General features: G+C 71.5%; 16 protein-coding genes. 7 read left to right on the top strand and 9 right to left on the bottom strand.

Features of this window, described 5'->3' with window-relative positions; all coding sequences use genetic code 11:
- Positions 1-5 precede the first annotated feature (5 nt).
- Entirely contained in the window at positions 6-2,135 is a 2,130-nt protein-coding gene (locus OG896_RS11750; RefSeq protein WP_329364818.1) for a protein kinase domain-containing protein, read from the top strand.
- 15 nt (positions 2,136-2,150) lie between these two features.
- On the opposite strand, the gene OG896_RS11745 is transcribed toward OG896_RS11750, so the two are convergent.
- The 3 genes from OG896_RS11745 to OG896_RS11735 form a co-directional block, all read right to left on the bottom strand.
- A complete protein-coding gene (locus OG896_RS11745; protein ID WP_329364816.1) occupies positions 2,151-2,651 on the bottom strand; it encodes a DUF1990 domain-containing protein in 501 nt (166 codons plus the stop codon).
- A gap of 77 nt (positions 2,652-2,728) precedes the next feature.
- Positions 2,729-3,586 carry a maleylpyruvate isomerase family mycothiol-dependent enzyme gene (locus tag OG896_RS11740; RefSeq protein WP_329364814.1) on the bottom strand — a complete coding sequence of 286 codons (858 nt, stop codon included), beginning with the start codon at positions 3,584-3,586 and terminating at the stop codon, positions 2,729-2,731.
- A gap of 211 nt (positions 3,587-3,797) precedes the next feature.
- A complete protein-coding gene (locus OG896_RS11735) occupies positions 3,798-4,505 on the bottom strand; it encodes an NAD(P)-dependent oxidoreductase (RefSeq protein WP_329364812.1) in 708 nt (235 codons plus the stop codon).
- A 118-nt stretch (positions 4,506-4,623) separates the two neighbouring features.
- Between OG896_RS11735 and OG896_RS11730 the strand changes: the two genes are divergently transcribed.
- On the top strand, positions 4,624-5,364 hold the full coding sequence (locus tag OG896_RS11730; protein WP_329364810.1) for a TetR/AcrR family transcriptional regulator: 741 nt from the start codon (positions 4,624-4,626) through the stop codon (positions 5,362-5,364).
- Between the two features lie 113 nt (positions 5,365-5,477).
- Here OG896_RS11730 and OG896_RS11725 read toward each other — a convergent pair whose 3' ends face one another.
- On the bottom strand, positions 5,478-6,407 hold the full coding sequence (locus OG896_RS11725; protein WP_329364808.1) for an NADP-dependent oxidoreductase: 930 nt from the start codon (positions 6,405-6,407) through the stop codon (positions 5,478-5,480).
- A gap of 73 nt (positions 6,408-6,480) precedes the next feature.
- Between OG896_RS11725 and OG896_RS11720 the strand changes: the two genes are divergently transcribed.
- Positions 6,481-6,864 carry a winged helix-turn-helix transcriptional regulator gene (locus tag OG896_RS11720; RefSeq protein ID WP_329364806.1) on the top strand — a complete coding sequence of 128 codons (384 nt, stop codon included), beginning with the start codon at positions 6,481-6,483 and terminating at the stop codon, positions 6,862-6,864.
- 99 nt (positions 6,865-6,963) lie between these two features.
- On the opposite strand, the gene OG896_RS11715 is transcribed toward OG896_RS11720, so the two are convergent.
- Both OG896_RS11715 and OG896_RS11710 read right to left on the bottom strand, forming a co-directional pair.
- Complete coding sequence (locus OG896_RS11715) at positions 6,964-8,811, bottom strand: FG-GAP-like repeat-containing protein (RefSeq protein WP_329364804.1); 1,848 nt, start codon at positions 8,809-8,811, stop codon at positions 6,964-6,966.
- A gap of 78 nt (positions 8,812-8,889) precedes the next feature.
- On the bottom strand, positions 8,890-9,654 hold the full coding sequence (locus OG896_RS11710) for a hypothetical protein (RefSeq protein WP_329364802.1): 765 nt from the start codon (positions 9,652-9,654) through the stop codon (positions 8,890-8,892).
- Between the two features lie 402 nt (positions 9,655-10,056).
- On the opposite strand from OG896_RS11710, the gene OG896_RS11705 reads away from it, so the two are divergent.
- Positions 10,057-11,154 (top strand): hypothetical protein, encoded by a 1,098-nt coding sequence (locus OG896_RS11705; RefSeq protein WP_329364801.1) that lies wholly within the window; start codon positions 10,057-10,059, stop codon positions 11,152-11,154.
- A 44-nt stretch (positions 11,155-11,198) separates the two neighbouring features.
- Positions 11,199-11,696, top strand: coding sequence for a hypothetical protein (locus OG896_RS11700; RefSeq protein WP_329364799.1), 498 nt, complete (start codon positions 11,199-11,201; stop codon positions 11,694-11,696).
- 65 nt (positions 11,697-11,761) lie between these two features.
- Here OG896_RS11700 and OG896_RS11695 read toward each other — a convergent pair whose 3' ends face one another.
- From OG896_RS11695 to OG896_RS11685, 3 genes are all read right to left on the bottom strand, one after another.
- Positions 11,762-13,291, bottom strand: a complete 1,530-nt coding sequence (locus tag OG896_RS11695; protein ID WP_329364797.1) for an NHL domain-containing protein — start codon at positions 13,289-13,291, stop codon at positions 11,762-11,764.
- Between the two features lie 169 nt (positions 13,292-13,460).
- Complete coding sequence (locus OG896_RS11690; protein ID WP_329364794.1) at positions 13,461-14,132, bottom strand: hypothetical protein; 672 nt, start codon at positions 14,130-14,132, stop codon at positions 13,461-13,463.
- On the bottom strand, positions 14,129-14,704 hold the full coding sequence (locus OG896_RS11685) for a DUF6907 domain-containing protein (RefSeq protein ID WP_329364792.1): 576 nt from the start codon (positions 14,702-14,704) through the stop codon (positions 14,129-14,131). The genes OG896_RS11690 and OG896_RS11685 overlap by 4 nt, the downstream gene beginning before the upstream one ends.
- 441 nt (positions 14,705-15,145) lie before the next feature.
- On the opposite strand from OG896_RS11685, the gene OG896_RS11680 reads away from it, so the two are divergent.
- Both OG896_RS11680 and OG896_RS11675 read left to right on the top strand, forming a co-directional pair.
- Positions 15,146-16,009, top strand: a complete 864-nt coding sequence (locus OG896_RS11680; RefSeq protein ID WP_329364790.1) for a helix-turn-helix domain-containing protein — start codon at positions 15,146-15,148, stop codon at positions 16,007-16,009.
- Entirely contained in the window at positions 15,988-16,203 is a 216-nt protein-coding gene (locus tag OG896_RS11675) for a DUF397 domain-containing protein (protein WP_329364788.1), read from the top strand. Before OG896_RS11680 ends, OG896_RS11675 begins: the two co-directional genes overlap by 22 nt.
- Positions 16,204-16,262: the final 59 nt, after the last annotated feature.

Raw genomic sequence — 16,262 nt, 5'->3', positions numbered from 1 at the left:
TAGAGGTGCGAGTCGTAGCGGACCGGTATGAACTGGTGGCGTTCGTGGGACGGGGCGGGATGGGGGAGGTGTGGGAGGGCCGGGACCGGGTGATCGGGCGCCGGGTGGCGGTGAAGCTGCTGCCGGACCACCAGCACGGCCTTGCCGCGGACCTGTTCTTCCGGGAGGCGCGCACGGCCGGCGGGCTGAACCACCGCGGCGTCGTCACCGTTCACGACCTGGGCCGCGACCCGAGCGACGGCGCGCTCTACCTCGTGATGGAGTACGTGAGCGGGCGGAACCTCGCGGTCGTGCTGCACGAGGACGGCCCGCCCGCGCCCGCGCTGAGCGTCGAATGGGCCGCCCAGACCGCGGCCGCGCTGGCCGCCGCGCACGGGGCGGGCGTGGTGCACCGGGACCTGAAGCCCGCGAACCTCATGCTGACCGCCGAGGGCGAGGTCAAGGTCCTCGACTTCGGTATCGCCCGCTTCATGGCCGCCACCGACAAGTCCAGCCAGGTGATGGGCACGTTGGCGTACATGGCGCCGGAGCGGTTCGCGGAGCAGTCCGGGGACGCGCGCAGCGACCTGTACGCGTTCGGCTGCGTGCTGCACGAACTGCTCACCGGGAAGCCGCCGTTCACGATGAGCGACCCGGTGTCGCTGATGACCGCGCACCTCACCAGGCCGCCCGGGACGCCGAGTTCGCTGCGCGCCGGGCTTCCCGCCGCCCTCGATGCCCTGGTGCTGCGGCTGCTGGCGAAGCGGCCGGAGGACCGTCCGCAGTCGGCGGCCGCCGTCCACGACGAGTTGCGGGCGCTGGACCTGGCGTCGGTGCGGGTGCCGACGCCCACCACGCCCGACATACCCGTGGCTCCCGCCGCTCCCCCCTCTCATACGCCCGCTCCCGCGCACCAGTTGCCGACCCAGACGGGTACACCGTTCGCACCGCCGGCCTCCCCGCCGGCCTCCTCGCCCGCCTTCCCGCCGGGGGCCGGCGGGGCCCCGGCGACCGACGCGCCCAGGGCGTTCGGGCGGCGCGGCGTCCTGTGGCTCGGCCTGGGCGGGGCCGCCGTGGTGGCCGGCGGCATCGGGATCGCCCTGAAGGCCGGCGGCCACACCCCGCCGAAGCCCGAGAAGAAGGTGGACCCGTGGGAGTACGCCGTCGAGGGTCCGACCACTGATGACAAGCCGCCGCGGTTCACCGTGGCCGGCGGTGTGCTGTACGTCTCCACCGAGGAGACCGTCGTCGCCCTGGACGCGCGCACCGGGCGCAAGCGCTGGAAAGGCCCCGCCGACTTCTCCCGGGAGTACCGGTTCAGCGACCCCCTGACGGCCGCCGGCGGGGCGGTGTACGCGGCCGGGCAGGTCGGCACCACGTACGGCCTGGGCGCATTGGACGCGCAGGGCCGGAAGAAGTGGTTCTGCGCCTTCGGCGACACCGGCGACGCGCCGGTCGTGGCCGGCGGAATCGTCTACTTCACGGCGTACGGCCACGCGTACGCCGTGCACGCGGACAGCGGGCGGAAGCTGTGGGACCACCCGCTGGGGGACAAGGACTCCGGCGCTCTGGCGGTGGCCGACGGCACCGTGTATGTCAGCGGCGGCAAGGCCCTGTACGCGCTGGACGCGACCGGCGGCGCCAAGAAGTGGGCCTTCCCGCTCAGCTCCGGAGCACGCCCCGACCAGCCGCCCGTCGTGTCCGGCGGAGTCGTGTACGTCCTCGACGACGCCACGACCCTCTACGCGCTCCACGCCGCCGAGGGCACCAGGAAGTGGTCGCTGAAGTTCAACGGGGAGAGCATCCGCGCGGCGGGCGACACGCTCTACCTCACCGGCGGCGACGATCTGGGCAACGGACTGGTCCACGCGCTCGACTCGTCGACGGGGAAGAGGAAGTGGGGCCACGTGGTGAAGACCAGCCAGGAGTACCCCACGCAGATCGCACTGGCGGGTGACCTGGTCTTCGTCGCCAGCACCGAGGACAAGGACGGCACCGTCTACGCCGTCGACACCGGTGACGGCTCGCAGCGCTGGTCCACCGCGACACTGGAAAAGGTGGGCGGCGACATGGCCGCCGCCTACGGCTTCGTGTACACCTCCGTCAACGGCCGCGTGCTGGCGCTCGACGCGGCCACGGGTGAGCTTCCCGCCTGAACCCGGGCTACGGGCTTAGCGCCCGCGGGATGCCCGGCGCAGCGCCCTGCCGTACTGGTCGGCCGCGACGCGCTGCCCGAGGCGGCCGAGCGGGCCGGCGGCGCGCAGGTACCAGGCGGCGGGACGGCTGTAGGCGTGCACCGTGAAGTCGACCGAGCCGTCCGGGTGCCGGCGCAGGACGAAGGACTCCTCACCGCACTCCGGGTGCCCGGGCAGCGTCCCGTACCCGAAGCCCGTGCGGTCGGCCTCGTTCAGCGTCCACACCACCTGGCACGGCGCTTGCAGCGGGCCCATCCGCACCGTCACCCGCACCCCGGGCGCGGCGTCCGGGGTGCCCGCGGGCACGTCCAGCAACGGGGTGCCCCGGTGCATCTCCCACCCGAACAGCGCGCGAGCCGCCGCGTCGTACGTCCCGACCCCCAGCCGGGTCCGCACGGTCAGCCCGTGAAACCCCGCGGGCGCCGCGGGCCCCTCCGGCGCCGTCATCCCCACGGACGAGTAGTCGACCTCCCACACCCACCGAACGTACCACCGCCCCCACCGCACCCGGCCGGTGCGCCGCGGCAGCGGAAATCGGTCGGACGCGGTGGGGCTCAGCGGACGATGGAGACGATCTGGAGGGCGGCGCGGGCGAGGTGGGGGGCTCCTTGGAGGTGGGCGGAGGACAGGGCCGTGGTGGGCTCGATGCCGCGGGTGCACAGTCGCCAGGCGGTCTCCGCGTCCAGGTGGACGGTTGCGGCGGGTGGGCCGGCGGGGGCTTCCGCGAGCGACCAGCGGGTGGTCGCGGTGGCGGTGGCGGTCCAAGTGCCGCCGGGCGGGCCGTCGATGACCACCTGGACCTGTGTTCCCGCCGTCGCCGGGGTGGCGCTGAGCGTGTGGGGCAGGGCGCGCAGGAAGGTGTCCAGGACCGCGGCCAGGGGACGCGTCGCGGTGTCCGTGTCCAGGCCGACCGCGTGGCGGATCTGCTGGCGGTGGGTCCAGTACTCGGTGAACTCCCGTGCGACGTCGAGCCAGTTGGGCGCGGCGGGCATGGCCCCGGCCCAGGACACGCCCAGCCCCATGGCGTCGAGGTCGGCCGCCTCGAACCGCCGGACGACCTGCGTGCCGGCGCGTTCCAGCGCCCCGACGAGCGTCGCCGAGTCCGTATCGGCGTGGAGGTCCACCCATTGCTGGTTGGCGCGATGGATGAAGGCTTCCAGCGTCTCGCCGGGCCCGAAGGCGGGCCGGAAGCCGGGGGTGGCCCAGCCGAGGCGGCCCCGGTAGTCGCCGAGGAGGTGGGCGGCGAGATCGCGGACCGTCCAGCCCGGCACCACCGCCTTCTCCCAGTCGGCCGGCACCAGCGTGCGCAGGAGATCCAGGAGGGAGGCCAACTCCGTTGCGAACAAAGGGCGCACGTCGATCGGCGTGCCGAGCCACGAGGTGTCGGAATCGCTGCCGAGTGGAGTTCCCATCCCCGAACCCTGGCATCCCGAGGCGGGGCCTGCCACGGAATTCCCGGGCCCCGAGCGACCGCGGCAGGCGCGTCGGCGTACGAGCGTCGCCGCCTCGCCGGCGCGCGAACACGGCCTCGCCACGTCCACGACATCCCCGGCGGTTCCGGGACGCGGACGCGGCCTCGCGCAGGCCCCCGCGCAGAGCCCGTCCGCATCGTGCGCCGGGCGTTCAGTAGCCGATGGTGAAGCGGCGCTGCACGAAGCGCGGCAGCTCCGCCTCGTCGATCAACGCGACCGCCGCGTCCTCCACGGAGATGCGGCTGCGGCCGTCGGCGTCCTGGACCACCTGGTCGCCGCCGATCCGGAAGCGGCCGGTCCGCTCGCCGGGGGCGATCTCCTCCGCGGGGCTGAAGTAGGTCCACAGCCGGTTCGACGTCCGCAGGACGGTCAGGGCGTCGCGGTGGCCGCGCACCGCCGCGGCGTATTCGCGGGGCAGCCCGAGCCGGTCGAGGCCGGGGTTCAGCAACTCGTCCGAGTCCGCCCGCACCACTCCCGGCTCGACTTCGAGGCTGCCGGCGCCGCCGATCACGATGAGCCGGGTCCGCGGACGGGTCTCCAATGCCTTCAGCAGGGCCCGCGCCGCCGTCGCGTAGACGGTCGGGTCGGCGACCGAGCGCCGCAAGGTGTCCGCGAAGTCCTTGGCGGCATTGCCCGGTTGGAATCCGCTGATCAGGACGTCAAGTCCGGGCAGGGCGGCGGCGATGCTCTCCGGGTCCAGGACGTCGACGCTCGTCCAGGTGATGTTCTCCCGACGCTCCTCGCGCTGCGCCTGGCCGGCGTCCCGGCTGAACGCCTTGACGTGGTGGCCGCGGTCGAGGGCTTCGCTGACGACCCGGCCGCCGATGGTGCCCGTGGCTCCGATGACTCCGATGTGCATGTTGGTTCTCCCCGGTGCATGCAGAAGCGGAACGCCACGGTGGTGACGCCGTGCGGAAACTATACGCCGTGCAGCTTCTGTACGGGGTGAAGTAACTCGACGCTGTAGAGTGCCTGTTGTGACAGTCACGGGCAGCAGCGGAAGGCGCGAGCGGCTACGGGCCGAGACGACGGCCGAAATCAAGAAGGTGGCCCTGGCGTTGATGGCCTCGGGCGGCCCGGACGCCATCACCCTGCGGGCCATCGCCCGTGAGATGGGTATGACCGCCAACGCCATCTACGGCTACTTCCCGACCAGGGACGACCTGGTCACCACGCTGATCAACGACGTGTACACCGCGTTGGCCGATGCCGTGGACACCGCCTGGGACGCCGCGCCCTCCGCGGAACCCGCCGTCCGGATCGAGGCATGGGCCAACGCCTTCCGGGCCTGGGCCCTGGCCAACCCCGAGGGCTTCCGCCTCATCTACGGCGACCCCGTGCCCGGCTACCAAGCCCCCGAGGGCGGCGCCGCCCCGGACGCCGCCCGCCGGGTCTGCACCGGCATCACCGCCCTCGCGGCAGCCGCCTGGCCCCACGCCCGGCAGCACTACCAGGACAGCGACTTCGACTGGGCCGACTTCGACCCCGGGCTGCTGGCGAAAGTGCGTCCCGCCTTCCCCGAGTTGCCGCCCGCGGCCGTCGCCCTGGCCCTGCGGATCTGGGGGCACCTGCACGGACTGGTGTCACTGGAGGTCTACGGCCACATGCGCACCCAGACCACCAGCCCGGAGAAGCTCTTCCGCGAGGAACTCGCCCAGCTCGTCAGGACGTTGGGCATCGGCGTCGACCGCGACTTCGGAAGGGCGGGCCCCATCTGAAGGGCGGGCTCCGTCGGAAGGCCAGGCCCCGTCTGAAGGGCAGGCTCCGAAGGCTCACGCTGAGGGCGGGGTGGGGCGGGGCGGGGTGCGATGGGGGCAGCCCCGCGCCGAAATCAGACGGTGAGGACGAGCTTGCCCTGGAGGTGGCCGCCCTCCAGCAGCCGGTGCGCGTCGGCGACACGCTCGAACGGGAACGTCTCCTGCACGTGGACCCGGAGCCTGCCCTGTTCGACGAGCGCGACGAGCCCTCGCAGGGCGACCGGATCGGGGTCGACCGCGATGCCGCTGAAGCGGATGCCGGCCGCCTCGTACGCGGCGGCGAGCGCGGTGTCCTCCTCGGCGACCGCCGTCACCAGGTGACCGCCAGGGCGCAGCACGCCGAGTGACCGTTCGGCGGTGTCGCCGCCGATCGTGTCGAGCACGACGTCGACGTCGCGGACCGCCTCGCTGAAGTCGACCGCCGTGTAGTCGATCACCTCGTCGGCGCCGAGCCCTTCGACGAACGCCCGCTTGCTCCGGCCGGCGGTCGCGATCACGTACGCGCCGAGCGCCTTCGCGATCTGGATCGCGACGTGGCCGACCCCGCCACCGCCGCCGTGGACGAGGACACGGTCGCCCTCGGTCACGCCGCCGAGGTCGACGAGGCCCTGCCAGGCCGTCAGCCCGACGACCGGCAGCGCCGACGCCTCGACATGCGAGAGCGACGCCGGCTTGCGTGCCAGGTGCAGCGCCGGGGCCGCCACGGCCTCGGCGTACGCGCTCGCCGCCCGCGGGAACAGCGGCATCCCGAACACCTCGTCGCCGGGCCGGAACCGCCACGTCTGCGGCGCCTCCTCGACCACGCCGCTGATGTCCCAGCCGAGGACGAACGGCGGCCGGCCGATCAGCGGGAACTCGCCGGCGCGCAGGCGCGCTTCCAGCGGGTTCAGTCCGATCGCCTTGACCCGGACGAGCACCTCGCCCGGGATCGGGCGGGGCTCGGGCGTGTCCACGACGGTGAGCACCTCGGGACCGCCGAGCGTCTGCTGGGTGATGGTTCGCATGACTCTCCTGGCTCGGAAGGGGGGAGCACCCAGGCTAGGTTTCCGACCGGAACCCGCAGGTACCTTTGGCCCCATGAGCGGTTTCGGTCCCCCCGGTGATCTCTTCCTCGCCGACTGCCCGGCACGTCTGGCGGTCGAGCTGATCGCCGACAAGTGGACGGTGGTCGTGCTCTACGGACTCAGCAAGGGCCCTGTTCGGCATGGCGAGTTGATCGAGCTGATCGGTGGCATCTCCCGCAAGATGCTCACCCAGACGCTCCGGCGGCTCGCCGCGCACGGCCTCGTCCGCCGCCACGCCTACGCCGAGGTGCCGCCCCGCGTCGAGTACGAACTCACCCCGCTCGGGGCGACGTTGATCGAACCGATCCACATGCTGACGGAGTGGGCGAGGGCGAACGGCGACGCGGTGCTCGACGCGCTCGACGGCGCTTCCGAGCAGGCCGCCCCGGGCGCGTGAGGGTGCGCCGGGGCGCCCGGGCCGCGCCGCACGGCCGAGTGAGGGGAGACCTTCACCGCCCCGACCTCGCTCACGCCTGCGCGCACCCCAGTTCGCGGGTCATCGGGTCCTGAAGCGCCGGAAGAGGTTGCGGGCCACGTAGACTCCCGGCCCGCCGAAACCGACGATGTCGACACGCCCGTCACCGGTGATGTCGGTGAGGAAGCGGGGGTGGCGGTCGACCCGCCAGGCGCCCGCGTCGTCGTCGTATCCGAAACCTCGGCACACCAGTTGGGCCTGCTCGAACCGGCCGCCGCCGCGGCTGTGCGACACCCAGACCCCCTCGTCACCGAAGCCGACGATGTCCGGGCTGCCGTCCCCCGTGACGTCGGTGAGGCACCGGAGGTGCTTCCCGCCGGTCCATCCCTGGGCGAGCCCGAAGTCGTTCAGCACGAGTTTCGAGGGCTCGAACGTGCCGTCGCCGCGCCCGCGGGCCACGACCACGCCCTGCGGGCCGAACCCGACGAGGTCCAGCGCTCCGCCACCGGTGGTCCTGACCAGGTACCTGGGGTGCTCCTCGACCGAGCTCCACCCCTGGTGGACGCCGAAGTCGTCGAGGACGTAGAGAGGTTCGGCGAACGCCCCGTCCTCGTCCTGGAGTGACACCCAGACGCCGTCGTCGTGGCAGCCGACGATGTCGAGCCGGCCGTCGCCGGTGGTGTCGGCGAGGAAGCGGGGATGCTTGCCGACGAGCCACCCGCCGGCCTGCGGGCCGTGGCCGAACGCCTTGAGGACCGGCTCGTCGGCGAGGGGTGTGAACGTGCCGTCCTCGTTCTGGAGTGAGATCCGGACGCCGTCGTCGTGGCAGCCGACGATGTCGAGTCGGCCGTCGCCGGTGGTGTCGGCGAGGAAGCGGGGATGCTTGCCGTCAACCCACCCGCCGGCCTGCGGGCCGTGGCCGAACGCCTTGAGGGCCAGCTTTCCGCCCGTGGGCGTGAACGTCCCGCTCTCGCTCCGAAGGGAGACCCGGACACCGTCGGCGGCCAGCACGACGATGGCGGACCTGCCGTCGCCCGTCGTGTCCGCGAGGGTCCACAGGTCTTTGGGACTCGGGGAGGGCGGGGGCGAGTGCAGGACGCGCTCGCTGTCGCCGAAGGTGCCGTCGCCTCCGCCGGACGAAGTGACCGCCCCCTTGGCGGGTTTGATTCCGACGATGTCCGGCCGTCCGGTTCCGGTGGTGTCGGCGAGGAAGCGCGCACCGAGGCCGGCCCACCGGTCCGGTCGGCCGTTGGAGGAGGGGACGGCCTCGTCGGTCTTCCAGCCGCCTGCGGCCTGGTCGCTCCCGAACTGATCGAGGACCAGCAGCATGTCGCTGAAGGAGGGCTTCGCGTCGGGTGCCGGCCGCAGCGCGGTCGAGGGGGCCAGCCGCCAGGACCGGCGGCCGTTCCAGTGGTCCAGCGGTGCGAAGCGCAGCACGGCGTCGCTGGTGCGCTCGGGCTCGGCCGTGACGAACCGCCACCGCTGGCTCTCCGCGCCGTCGTCGTACTCGCGCAGGACGATCCGGGTGTCGTCCGCTCCGGGTTCGGCCAGGTCGAGAACGGCGCCGTCGGTCGCGCCCTCGATGAAGTAGAGGCCCGCCTCGCCCTCGACGGGGACGAGGTGCCACTGCTGGCCCTGCCTGCCGGCGGTGGCGGCCCACTGGCGGACGCCGCGGTCCGCGGCGGCAGGGTTGTCGAGCACCTTGCCGCTGACCGCGTTGCGGATCACGTATGCCTGGTCGTCGTGTTCCCGCCCGCCTTGCGCGGCCTGCACGGGGCTGAGCTGCCACTGCTCCGGGCCGGGGCCGGTATCGGGGAAGTCGCGGACGACGAGCGCCCCGTCCGCGCCCGGCGCGGCCCTGGCGCCGAGGGTCTTCCCCGTGGCGGCGTTGACGATCTCCAGTTTCAGTTCTTCCGTGGGCACGGGCATCGTGGTGCCTCTTCCAGGCGGTGCGGGCGTTGATGTGGAACGGGCGTCGGCCCGGGACGGGTGTGGCGCGGCGCCGGCTCACGTGAAGACGTGGTGGTACGGGACGTTCCACTCGTTGGGCAGTCGCGGGTAGAACGTGTTGATGACCGTCCCGGTGAAGTCCCCGCCCCAGTTGTAGGTGAGGCGCACCTCGCTGTCGGCCGTCACCGCGTGGTCCTTGAACCCGAGGATGGCGTCGGGGTGGGTGATCGGCACGAAGGTGATGCCGCCCCACGGCGTTACGGTGACGACCCAGAGCTGGGTGTCCTCGGGCGCCCCGTTCTTCCCGCGCCACTTGTCGCCCACCTTGTCGGGCAGGCCCACCTGGACGGTGTCCGCGGCGCTCTTGGGGGCCTCCTGGTGGACGGTGACGCGCCTGCGCTGCGGCTTCGGCGCACCGTCGTCGCCGCGGCCCAAGCCGGCTCCGCCCACGCCGGCCCCGCCCACGCCGGCCCCGCCCGCTCCGGCTCCGCCCACGCCGGCGGGCGGGGGTGGCACCTGGCCCGCGGCGCTCTCGATGAAGTACAGCGGTCGCTGCCCGAAGAAGCCGCCGGGGGTGATGTACCAGAGATGGCCCTCCGCGTCTTTGGTGGCGGAGTCGAGCGCGGTCGCCAGCTTGACCCCCTTGTCGTGGCTCGCCTCCTTCAGTTCGGCGGGCCGCAGGTAACCGCCGTTGAAGGCGTGGACGAGCATGACCGGACGATTCTCGATCAGCGCTGCCACGATCGCGTTGTCGTAGCTGTTCACCGCCACCGGGCCGCCGACCACCAAATTCGCCATCGCCGTGCGTTCTTGGGTGTACATCGCGGAACCTCACCTGTTCTGAATGGGGGAGAACAATACGTCGGGCGCTCGTTGCAGGATTCTCACGCGGAATGACCACAGGCCACATCGCCATCGGGCGAAGGAATTCGGGCAGCGCACGGACGATCGAGGAACATCCCTCGCCCACGGGAATGATCGAGGCCACAGTACGGGCAGGTGGGGTGGCCGAGAAGTCATCTTTCGGGTGACCGCCGTGAGGAAAGGTTCCGCCTCCCGCAACGCACCGGCAGGCGCCAAACGTTGACCACACGATTGAGTGTGATGCGTGCATTCGCCTTCCCCGGCAATGGGGGCCGTGATACTTTCGATCGTCCGAACGTGCGCGGGTTCCTGGTTCCCTTTCGCCGAGCGCGGTTCGACCGGATCAGTCAAGGACGGGAAATGCCTTCCAACGCGTACAACCTGGAACGGGCCAAGCGCCAGCCGCTGACCAAGAAGAACTTGCGGGAACTCGGCATCGCGCAGGCCCCGGAGTCCATCCTGGGACACCCCAGCCTGGTATATGTCGATGAATACGGTGTGCGGCACAGGCCCGTCGGGTTCTCCGTGAACAAGTTGGGTTTCGGCGATTTCACCGGCAGCTTGGCGTTCGATCTGGGCTGGCTCGCCTACATGAATCTCGGGGAGCCGCTGATCGAGGAGCGGCGCGACATCAGCCAGCCTCCGCCCGACACCTTCTCCTCGCGGACCTACGTCAACCGCAGCCAGTCCGAGATGACCTTCACCGACTCGGTCGACTTCACCGTGTCGAACGGCGCCACCTGGTCGCTCCAGGGAGACTCCAAGCTCACCTTCGGCGGCAGCGTCAGCGCGCAGCTCCAGTTGCAGCTTCAGCTACAGCTCGGACTGAACCTCCAGGCGCAGCTTCAGGCGCAGCTGAAGAACGAGATGACGAACAAGAACACGAACACGATGACCAACAAGAACAGCAAGGACAACGTGGGCGTGGACAACGCCAACGCCATGGACATGGGCATGACCAACGGGGTGACCAACACCGCGACGGGCTCGGTGACAGGGTCGACGGCGTTCACGACCACCGGCAGCGCCTCCGGTACCGCCGGGCTCAACGCCGCGCTGGCACAGGGCGTCGCGGCTTCTGTCGGCGGTTCCCTGTCCACCAGCTGGGCCTCGAAATCACAGATCTCGGGGAAGGTCCCCCCGGGCTCCCGGGTGGAGACCCTCGTGACACAGCGCCGTACCCGCAAGCAGTACACGTACGAGATCCCGGTGACCTTCTCCGGGCTGATCGCGGTGCAGTACGACGTTCCGGTGGCGGTCCTGGCACCCCCGCAGCGCGGGGACTACCCCGGCCTCGACCAGCTGGTCGCCCGCGACATCGGCGACGTCGGCCTGGCCGGCGGCGGCTTCCGGATGAAGGGGCTGGCCGAGGTCGTCTCCGCCCTGGAGGTCCACCACACGATGTTCGACGGCGAGAGCCTGACCGACAGCCGGCGCGAGCTGTACAAGCAGCCCTGACCGCACGTGCGGCACCGCCACGACGACGACCAGAGGTGACGATCATGGTGTTCGACAACATCTTCCGCTTCGCGGGCCAAGGCGCGGGGCTCTTCTCGGTGATCCCCGATCGGGACAAGCCGCAGCCGGGAGCGGGCGTCGACTTCGAGGACGCCGACGACGCCACCTACGACGACACGACCACGAGCCTGTACACCAGCGCGATCCACGGGGCTTCCTCCCGGGCGAAGATCGTGCAGGAGCAGTCACCCGAGGCGCGGGTCGTCCTGGGTTTCCTCGGCGCGTTCATCCGCAACACCCAGGCATCGGCCGATGCGCAGGCCCAGTACGCCCAGCAGCCCAGCTCGGTGTCCGCGGCGGCTGCCGCCGGAATGCAGGAGTCGAGCGCGACGGTGAAGGGCCAGAGCGACCTCAGGAAGCCCGAGGACCTGAACGACATGCCGAAGAAGAGCGAGTGCATGCAGCCCAAACCGGCGACCCCCGAGGCCAAGAAGCCCGAGGCGCCCAAGGCGAGCGCCGAGAAGCCGGGCCGCTCCGAGTAGTCCTCGTCCCGAGGGGTCAGGGGCGGCCTTGCCCCTGACCCCTCGTTCGTGTGCCGATTCGCGGGTCAGACGGAGAGCAACTGCCACTGCCGGTCGCGGGGGTCGCCCTCCGTCACCGTGTGCTGCTTGACCGCCGCGGGGGCGTTGGTGCCGACGCGCAGCAGCAGACCGCTGTTGCGGTTCGCGATCTCGAACACCCTCGGGCTGTCGGTCACGGAGCCCACCGGGAGCATCCGCCACTGCTGGTGGTGGGCGTCAAGGCCCTCGTAGGCGCGTTGCGCGACCACCGCCCCGTCTGCCATGCCCGCTCCGACGACCTCCAGGACCTTGCCGCTGCGCACGTTCTCGATCGTGTACAGGACCTCGCCGTCGTCCTGGCCCGCCACGACCAGCCGCCACCGCTGGTGTTCCCGGGGGGCGGCGAGGGACTGGTGGATCTCGGCCCCGTCCTTGGTGGACTCGCGCAGGACCCCCATCCGCAACCGGCTCCGGACGTTGGCCCAGCAGGCCACCGTGCCCGAATCGGGCAGCCCGGCCATCATCTCCGACGCGATCTTCCGGACCCTGTCGTTGGCGTGGTCGGCGATGTAGAGGGCGTCGACGCAGTCCACAGCGACCCCGTACGGGTTGCGCAACTGGGCCGAGGCGGCTGGGCCGCCGTCGCCGGCGGAGCCCGCGGTGCCCGTGCCGGCGGCCGTGCTGATCGTCCCGTCAGGAGTGATCCTCCGGACCCGGTTGTTGCGGTGGTCGGAGAGGTAGAGGGTGCCGGTGCTGTCCACCGCCACCCCCACGGGGAAGTTCAGCTGGGCCGAGGCGGCTGGGCCGCCGTCACCGCCGGAGCCCGCGGTGCCCGAGCCGGCGACCGTGCTGATCGTCCCGTCGGCCGTGACCTTCCGGACCCGGTTGTTGTCCGCGTCGGCGATGTAGAGATCGCCCGCGCTGTCCACCGCCACCCCGTACGGGCGGTTCAGCTGGGCCGAGGTCGCCGGGCCGCCGTCTCCTTTGAAGCCCGTGGTGCCCGAGCCGGCGACCGTGCTGATCGTCCCGTCGGCCGTGACCTTCCGGACCCGCTGGTTGTGGTACTCGGTGACGTAGAGGACGCCGGTACGGTCCACCGCCACCCCCAGCGGGAGGTTCAACCGGGCGGCGGTCGCCGGGCCGCCGTCACCGCTGAAGCCGGCGGTGCCCGAGCCGGCGACCGTGCTGATCGTCCCGTCCTTCGTGATCTTCCGGACCCGGTGGTTGCCGGCGTCGACGATGTAGACGTTGCCCGCGCTGTCCACCGCCACCTCGCGCGGGCAGTTCAACTGGGCAGAGGCGGCAGGGCCGTTGTCCCCCCGGGAGCCGGCGACGCCGTTCCCCGCGACCGTGCTGATCCTCCCGTCGGTCGTGATCCTCCGCACCCGGTGGTTGCTGTAGTCGGAGAGGTAGAGGGTGCCGGCGCCGTCCACCGCGATCCCGTACGGACGGTTCAACTGAGCCGAAACAGCGGGCGCGTTGTCCCCTGAGAATCCCGCGACCCCGGTCCCCGCGACCGTGCTGATCGGAGGGTCGGATCGTTCGCCACCTGTGGCTTCCGTCTGGGCAGTGCTCATCGCCATCCCTTCGCCGTTCGCTGACCGCCGGCTACGAGCGGTTGTCGACTCATTCCAGAAAGTCACAAGGGTGTCGGGCTGGCAAGATCCCCTGCGGGTGGTCCTCACGGAGCAGGTTGACGAGAGACCTGTGCCATCCGACCCCGTGGGCGTACCGGGGTGCGGCGGCCTACGGGGTGGATCGCGGGTGGCGGGCGTCGGGGTCCAGGTGGTCGGGGGTGCAGTCGCGGAGCTGCATGGCCAGTTGGGACGCGAGGACCCAGGGGATGAGGGAGTCGCCGTAGGGGACGAGGGCGGGGCCGAGGGGTTGGGGGCGGACCTCGCCGGGGCCGGACGGGGGACCGTAGAGCATGCCGTGCACGCCGCCGAGCCGGGGCCGGGCGACGCGGACGGCGGTGTGGGTGCGCCGCAGATACGGGCACAGGCGGAGCGAGGCGAGCGCGCAGGGGCGGCACACCGGGGGATGGGTGGCGCCCATCTCCTCGGGCCAGCCCGGCCAGTCGTCGTGGTCGTCGCCGAGCAGCCACAGCACCCCGCGCTCGTCCCGGTCGGCGGGCCCCGCGCACACCTGGCACAACATCAGCCGCATCGCCCGCCGTTGGCGCGCCGGGTGCACCGCGCCGAACCTGGGCCGGCCGCGCCCCCGCGCCAGCCCCGTGCGCAGCCACAACGCGCCCTCGCGGTCCCGATCGTGCGGCGTCTCGTCCAGGTACGCGATGCCGCACCGGTCCGGTCGCAGCGTCACCGCCCCGGCCGTACGGTCCTCCGCGCTCCACGTCGTGATGTAAGGGACCGCGGGTACACCGGAGTTGTCGGCGCCGGTACGAAGGTGGGCGCTCATGTGCGGCTCCCCACGAGGTGGACGGCCCCGGCGTCCGCGCCGTCGCCGTGGGCCGCCGCCCAGTCCGCCCGCGCCGCGACCAGCGCCGGATGCACCTCGTACGCCAACCGGTCCGCCTGCGCGCGCAGTTGGGCCACCAACCGCAACACGTCGTCCGGGCCCAGGTCGCTCAGCCAGCACTCGGGCGTGAGGTTGAGGTTCACCGTCGGCACGCGCGGGTCCGGGTCGGCCGCGAACGGTACGCAGTCGATGCTGCCGCACAGCACGTGCAGGTCGGCGGGTTCGGCGCCGTCGTGCCCGGTGCGCCGCGCGTTCCGTACGGTCTGGCCCTCGAAGTCGGCGTAGTGGTGCACGTCCACCAGCCGCGCGGCCAAGTGCTCGATCGGCACGTCCACTTCGCTGGGGTCCTCCGTCGCCCACGGCGGCAGATACCCGCTCACGGTGTGCCGGCTGGTCGTGGTGATCCGCCACTCACGTGCCTGCGGCGCCCCGGCCACCGGTAAGGCTTCGCCGCCCTTCCTCGGGCCGTCCGGCAACGTCAGCGCGGTGGTGTCCACGGTGGTGGGTTCCATCTGCAATTTCCCTTTCTGCGCGATTTTTTCCGGAGCGAGCTTTCCGAGTGCCCGCGCGTGCTCATACGTACGGGTGAAGGGCTCGCCCTGCGTGCCGCCCCCCGGGCTCCCCACGCGGGCGTCCCGCGCCCCGGAAACGGCTTCCGCCGAGGCGACTTCCGAGGGCCGCGCCCGCCGTACGCTGCACGGTTCCGCCGTCCACAGCCCCCGGTTGCCCGGGCGGCTCAGCGACAGCAGCCCGGGAGATCTGCGCATCACCTCGCCCAGGTCGCCGGTGCGGGTGTCCACCACCCAGGTCCCCTCGGGGTACGGCATCGTTCGCTCCCGCGTCTCCGAGCCGCCCACGCTCTGTGTTCAGCCACTCACACAGTGGCCGAACAACCACTAGCCTCGGAAGCATCGTCGGACTACATCGGCACGGTAGAGAGGTTGGTTTGCCGCATGACCGAGCCCAAACAACTCGACCCGTTTCAGAGCCCCTACGCGTTCTACGGTTCGGAGCTACGCCGACTGCGCGAAGAAGCGGGTCTCACCCAAGACGCCCTGGGGAAACTGGTGTTCGTCTCGGCGGCATACATCGGGCAAATCGAAACCACCATCCGCAAGCCGCAGTTGGACTTGTCGATCCGCCTCGACGGTGCACTCGGCTCCGGCAAGCACCTGCAACACCTGTGTTTGATGGCGAAGAAGTCCAAGCCGCTCTACACCGGCGGCCACGCCAGCTACTTCGCCGAGGCGGCCTACCACGAGGCTCGCGCGTCGGCGATCGCGGAGTACGCGCCCACGCTGGTGCCGGGGCTGTTGCAGACGGAGGGGTACATCCGAGCTGGCATCAAGGCGACGCGGCCGCGCGCCCAGGTGCCAGAAGTCGATGAAGTCGTCAATGCGCAGCGAGAGCGGGCCGCGCTTCTCAACGACCCTGCACGGCCCGAGTTTTGGGCGATCCTGCACGAGACCGTCTTGCGCATGCCCGTTGGCGGTTCTGCCGTCATGGCGGAGCAACTGCGCTCGATTGCGGCGCTGGTGCGTGCGGGGCGCGTCATTGTGCAGGTGCTGCGCTTCCAGGACGGCGCCCACGCGATGATGGCCGGGATGGTGTCACTGATGTCGTTCGATGATGCCCCCGATCTCGCCTATACGGAGGGCGTGCATTCCGGGCAAATCATCGACGAGAACGAAGTTGTTGGCCTGTACTGGAAGTCGTACGATCTCGCTAGGGCTGTCGCTCTGTCCCCGGAGGCGTCCCTGGCCCTGCTCGACTCGGCGGCTGAGGAGTACGCGCGATGCACACCACCCCTGACCTGAGCGCCGCCCGTTGGCGCAAGTCCACCTACAGCAACGCCAACGGCGGTAGCTGCGTGGAGGTCGCTGACGACTTCCCGGGGGTCGTCCCCGTACGCGACTCGAAGGACCCCCAGGGCCCCGCGCTCGCGTTTTCCGCTGACGCGTGGGCCTCGTTCGTCGGGGCCGTGCGGGCGGGGGAGTTCCCGGCCGTCTGACCGTGGCCGGATCGCCCTCTTGCCGGTGAGTGACCGGGGCGCGACGCTGCACGCGTACC

Source organism: Streptomyces sp. NBC_00669, from assembly GCF_036226785.1.
Classification (GTDB): domain Bacteria; phylum Actinomycetota; class Actinomycetes; order Streptomycetales; family Streptomycetaceae; genus Actinacidiphila.
Note: the sequence above shows the minus strand (reverse complement) of the source record. Positions and strands in the feature narration are given on the sequence as shown.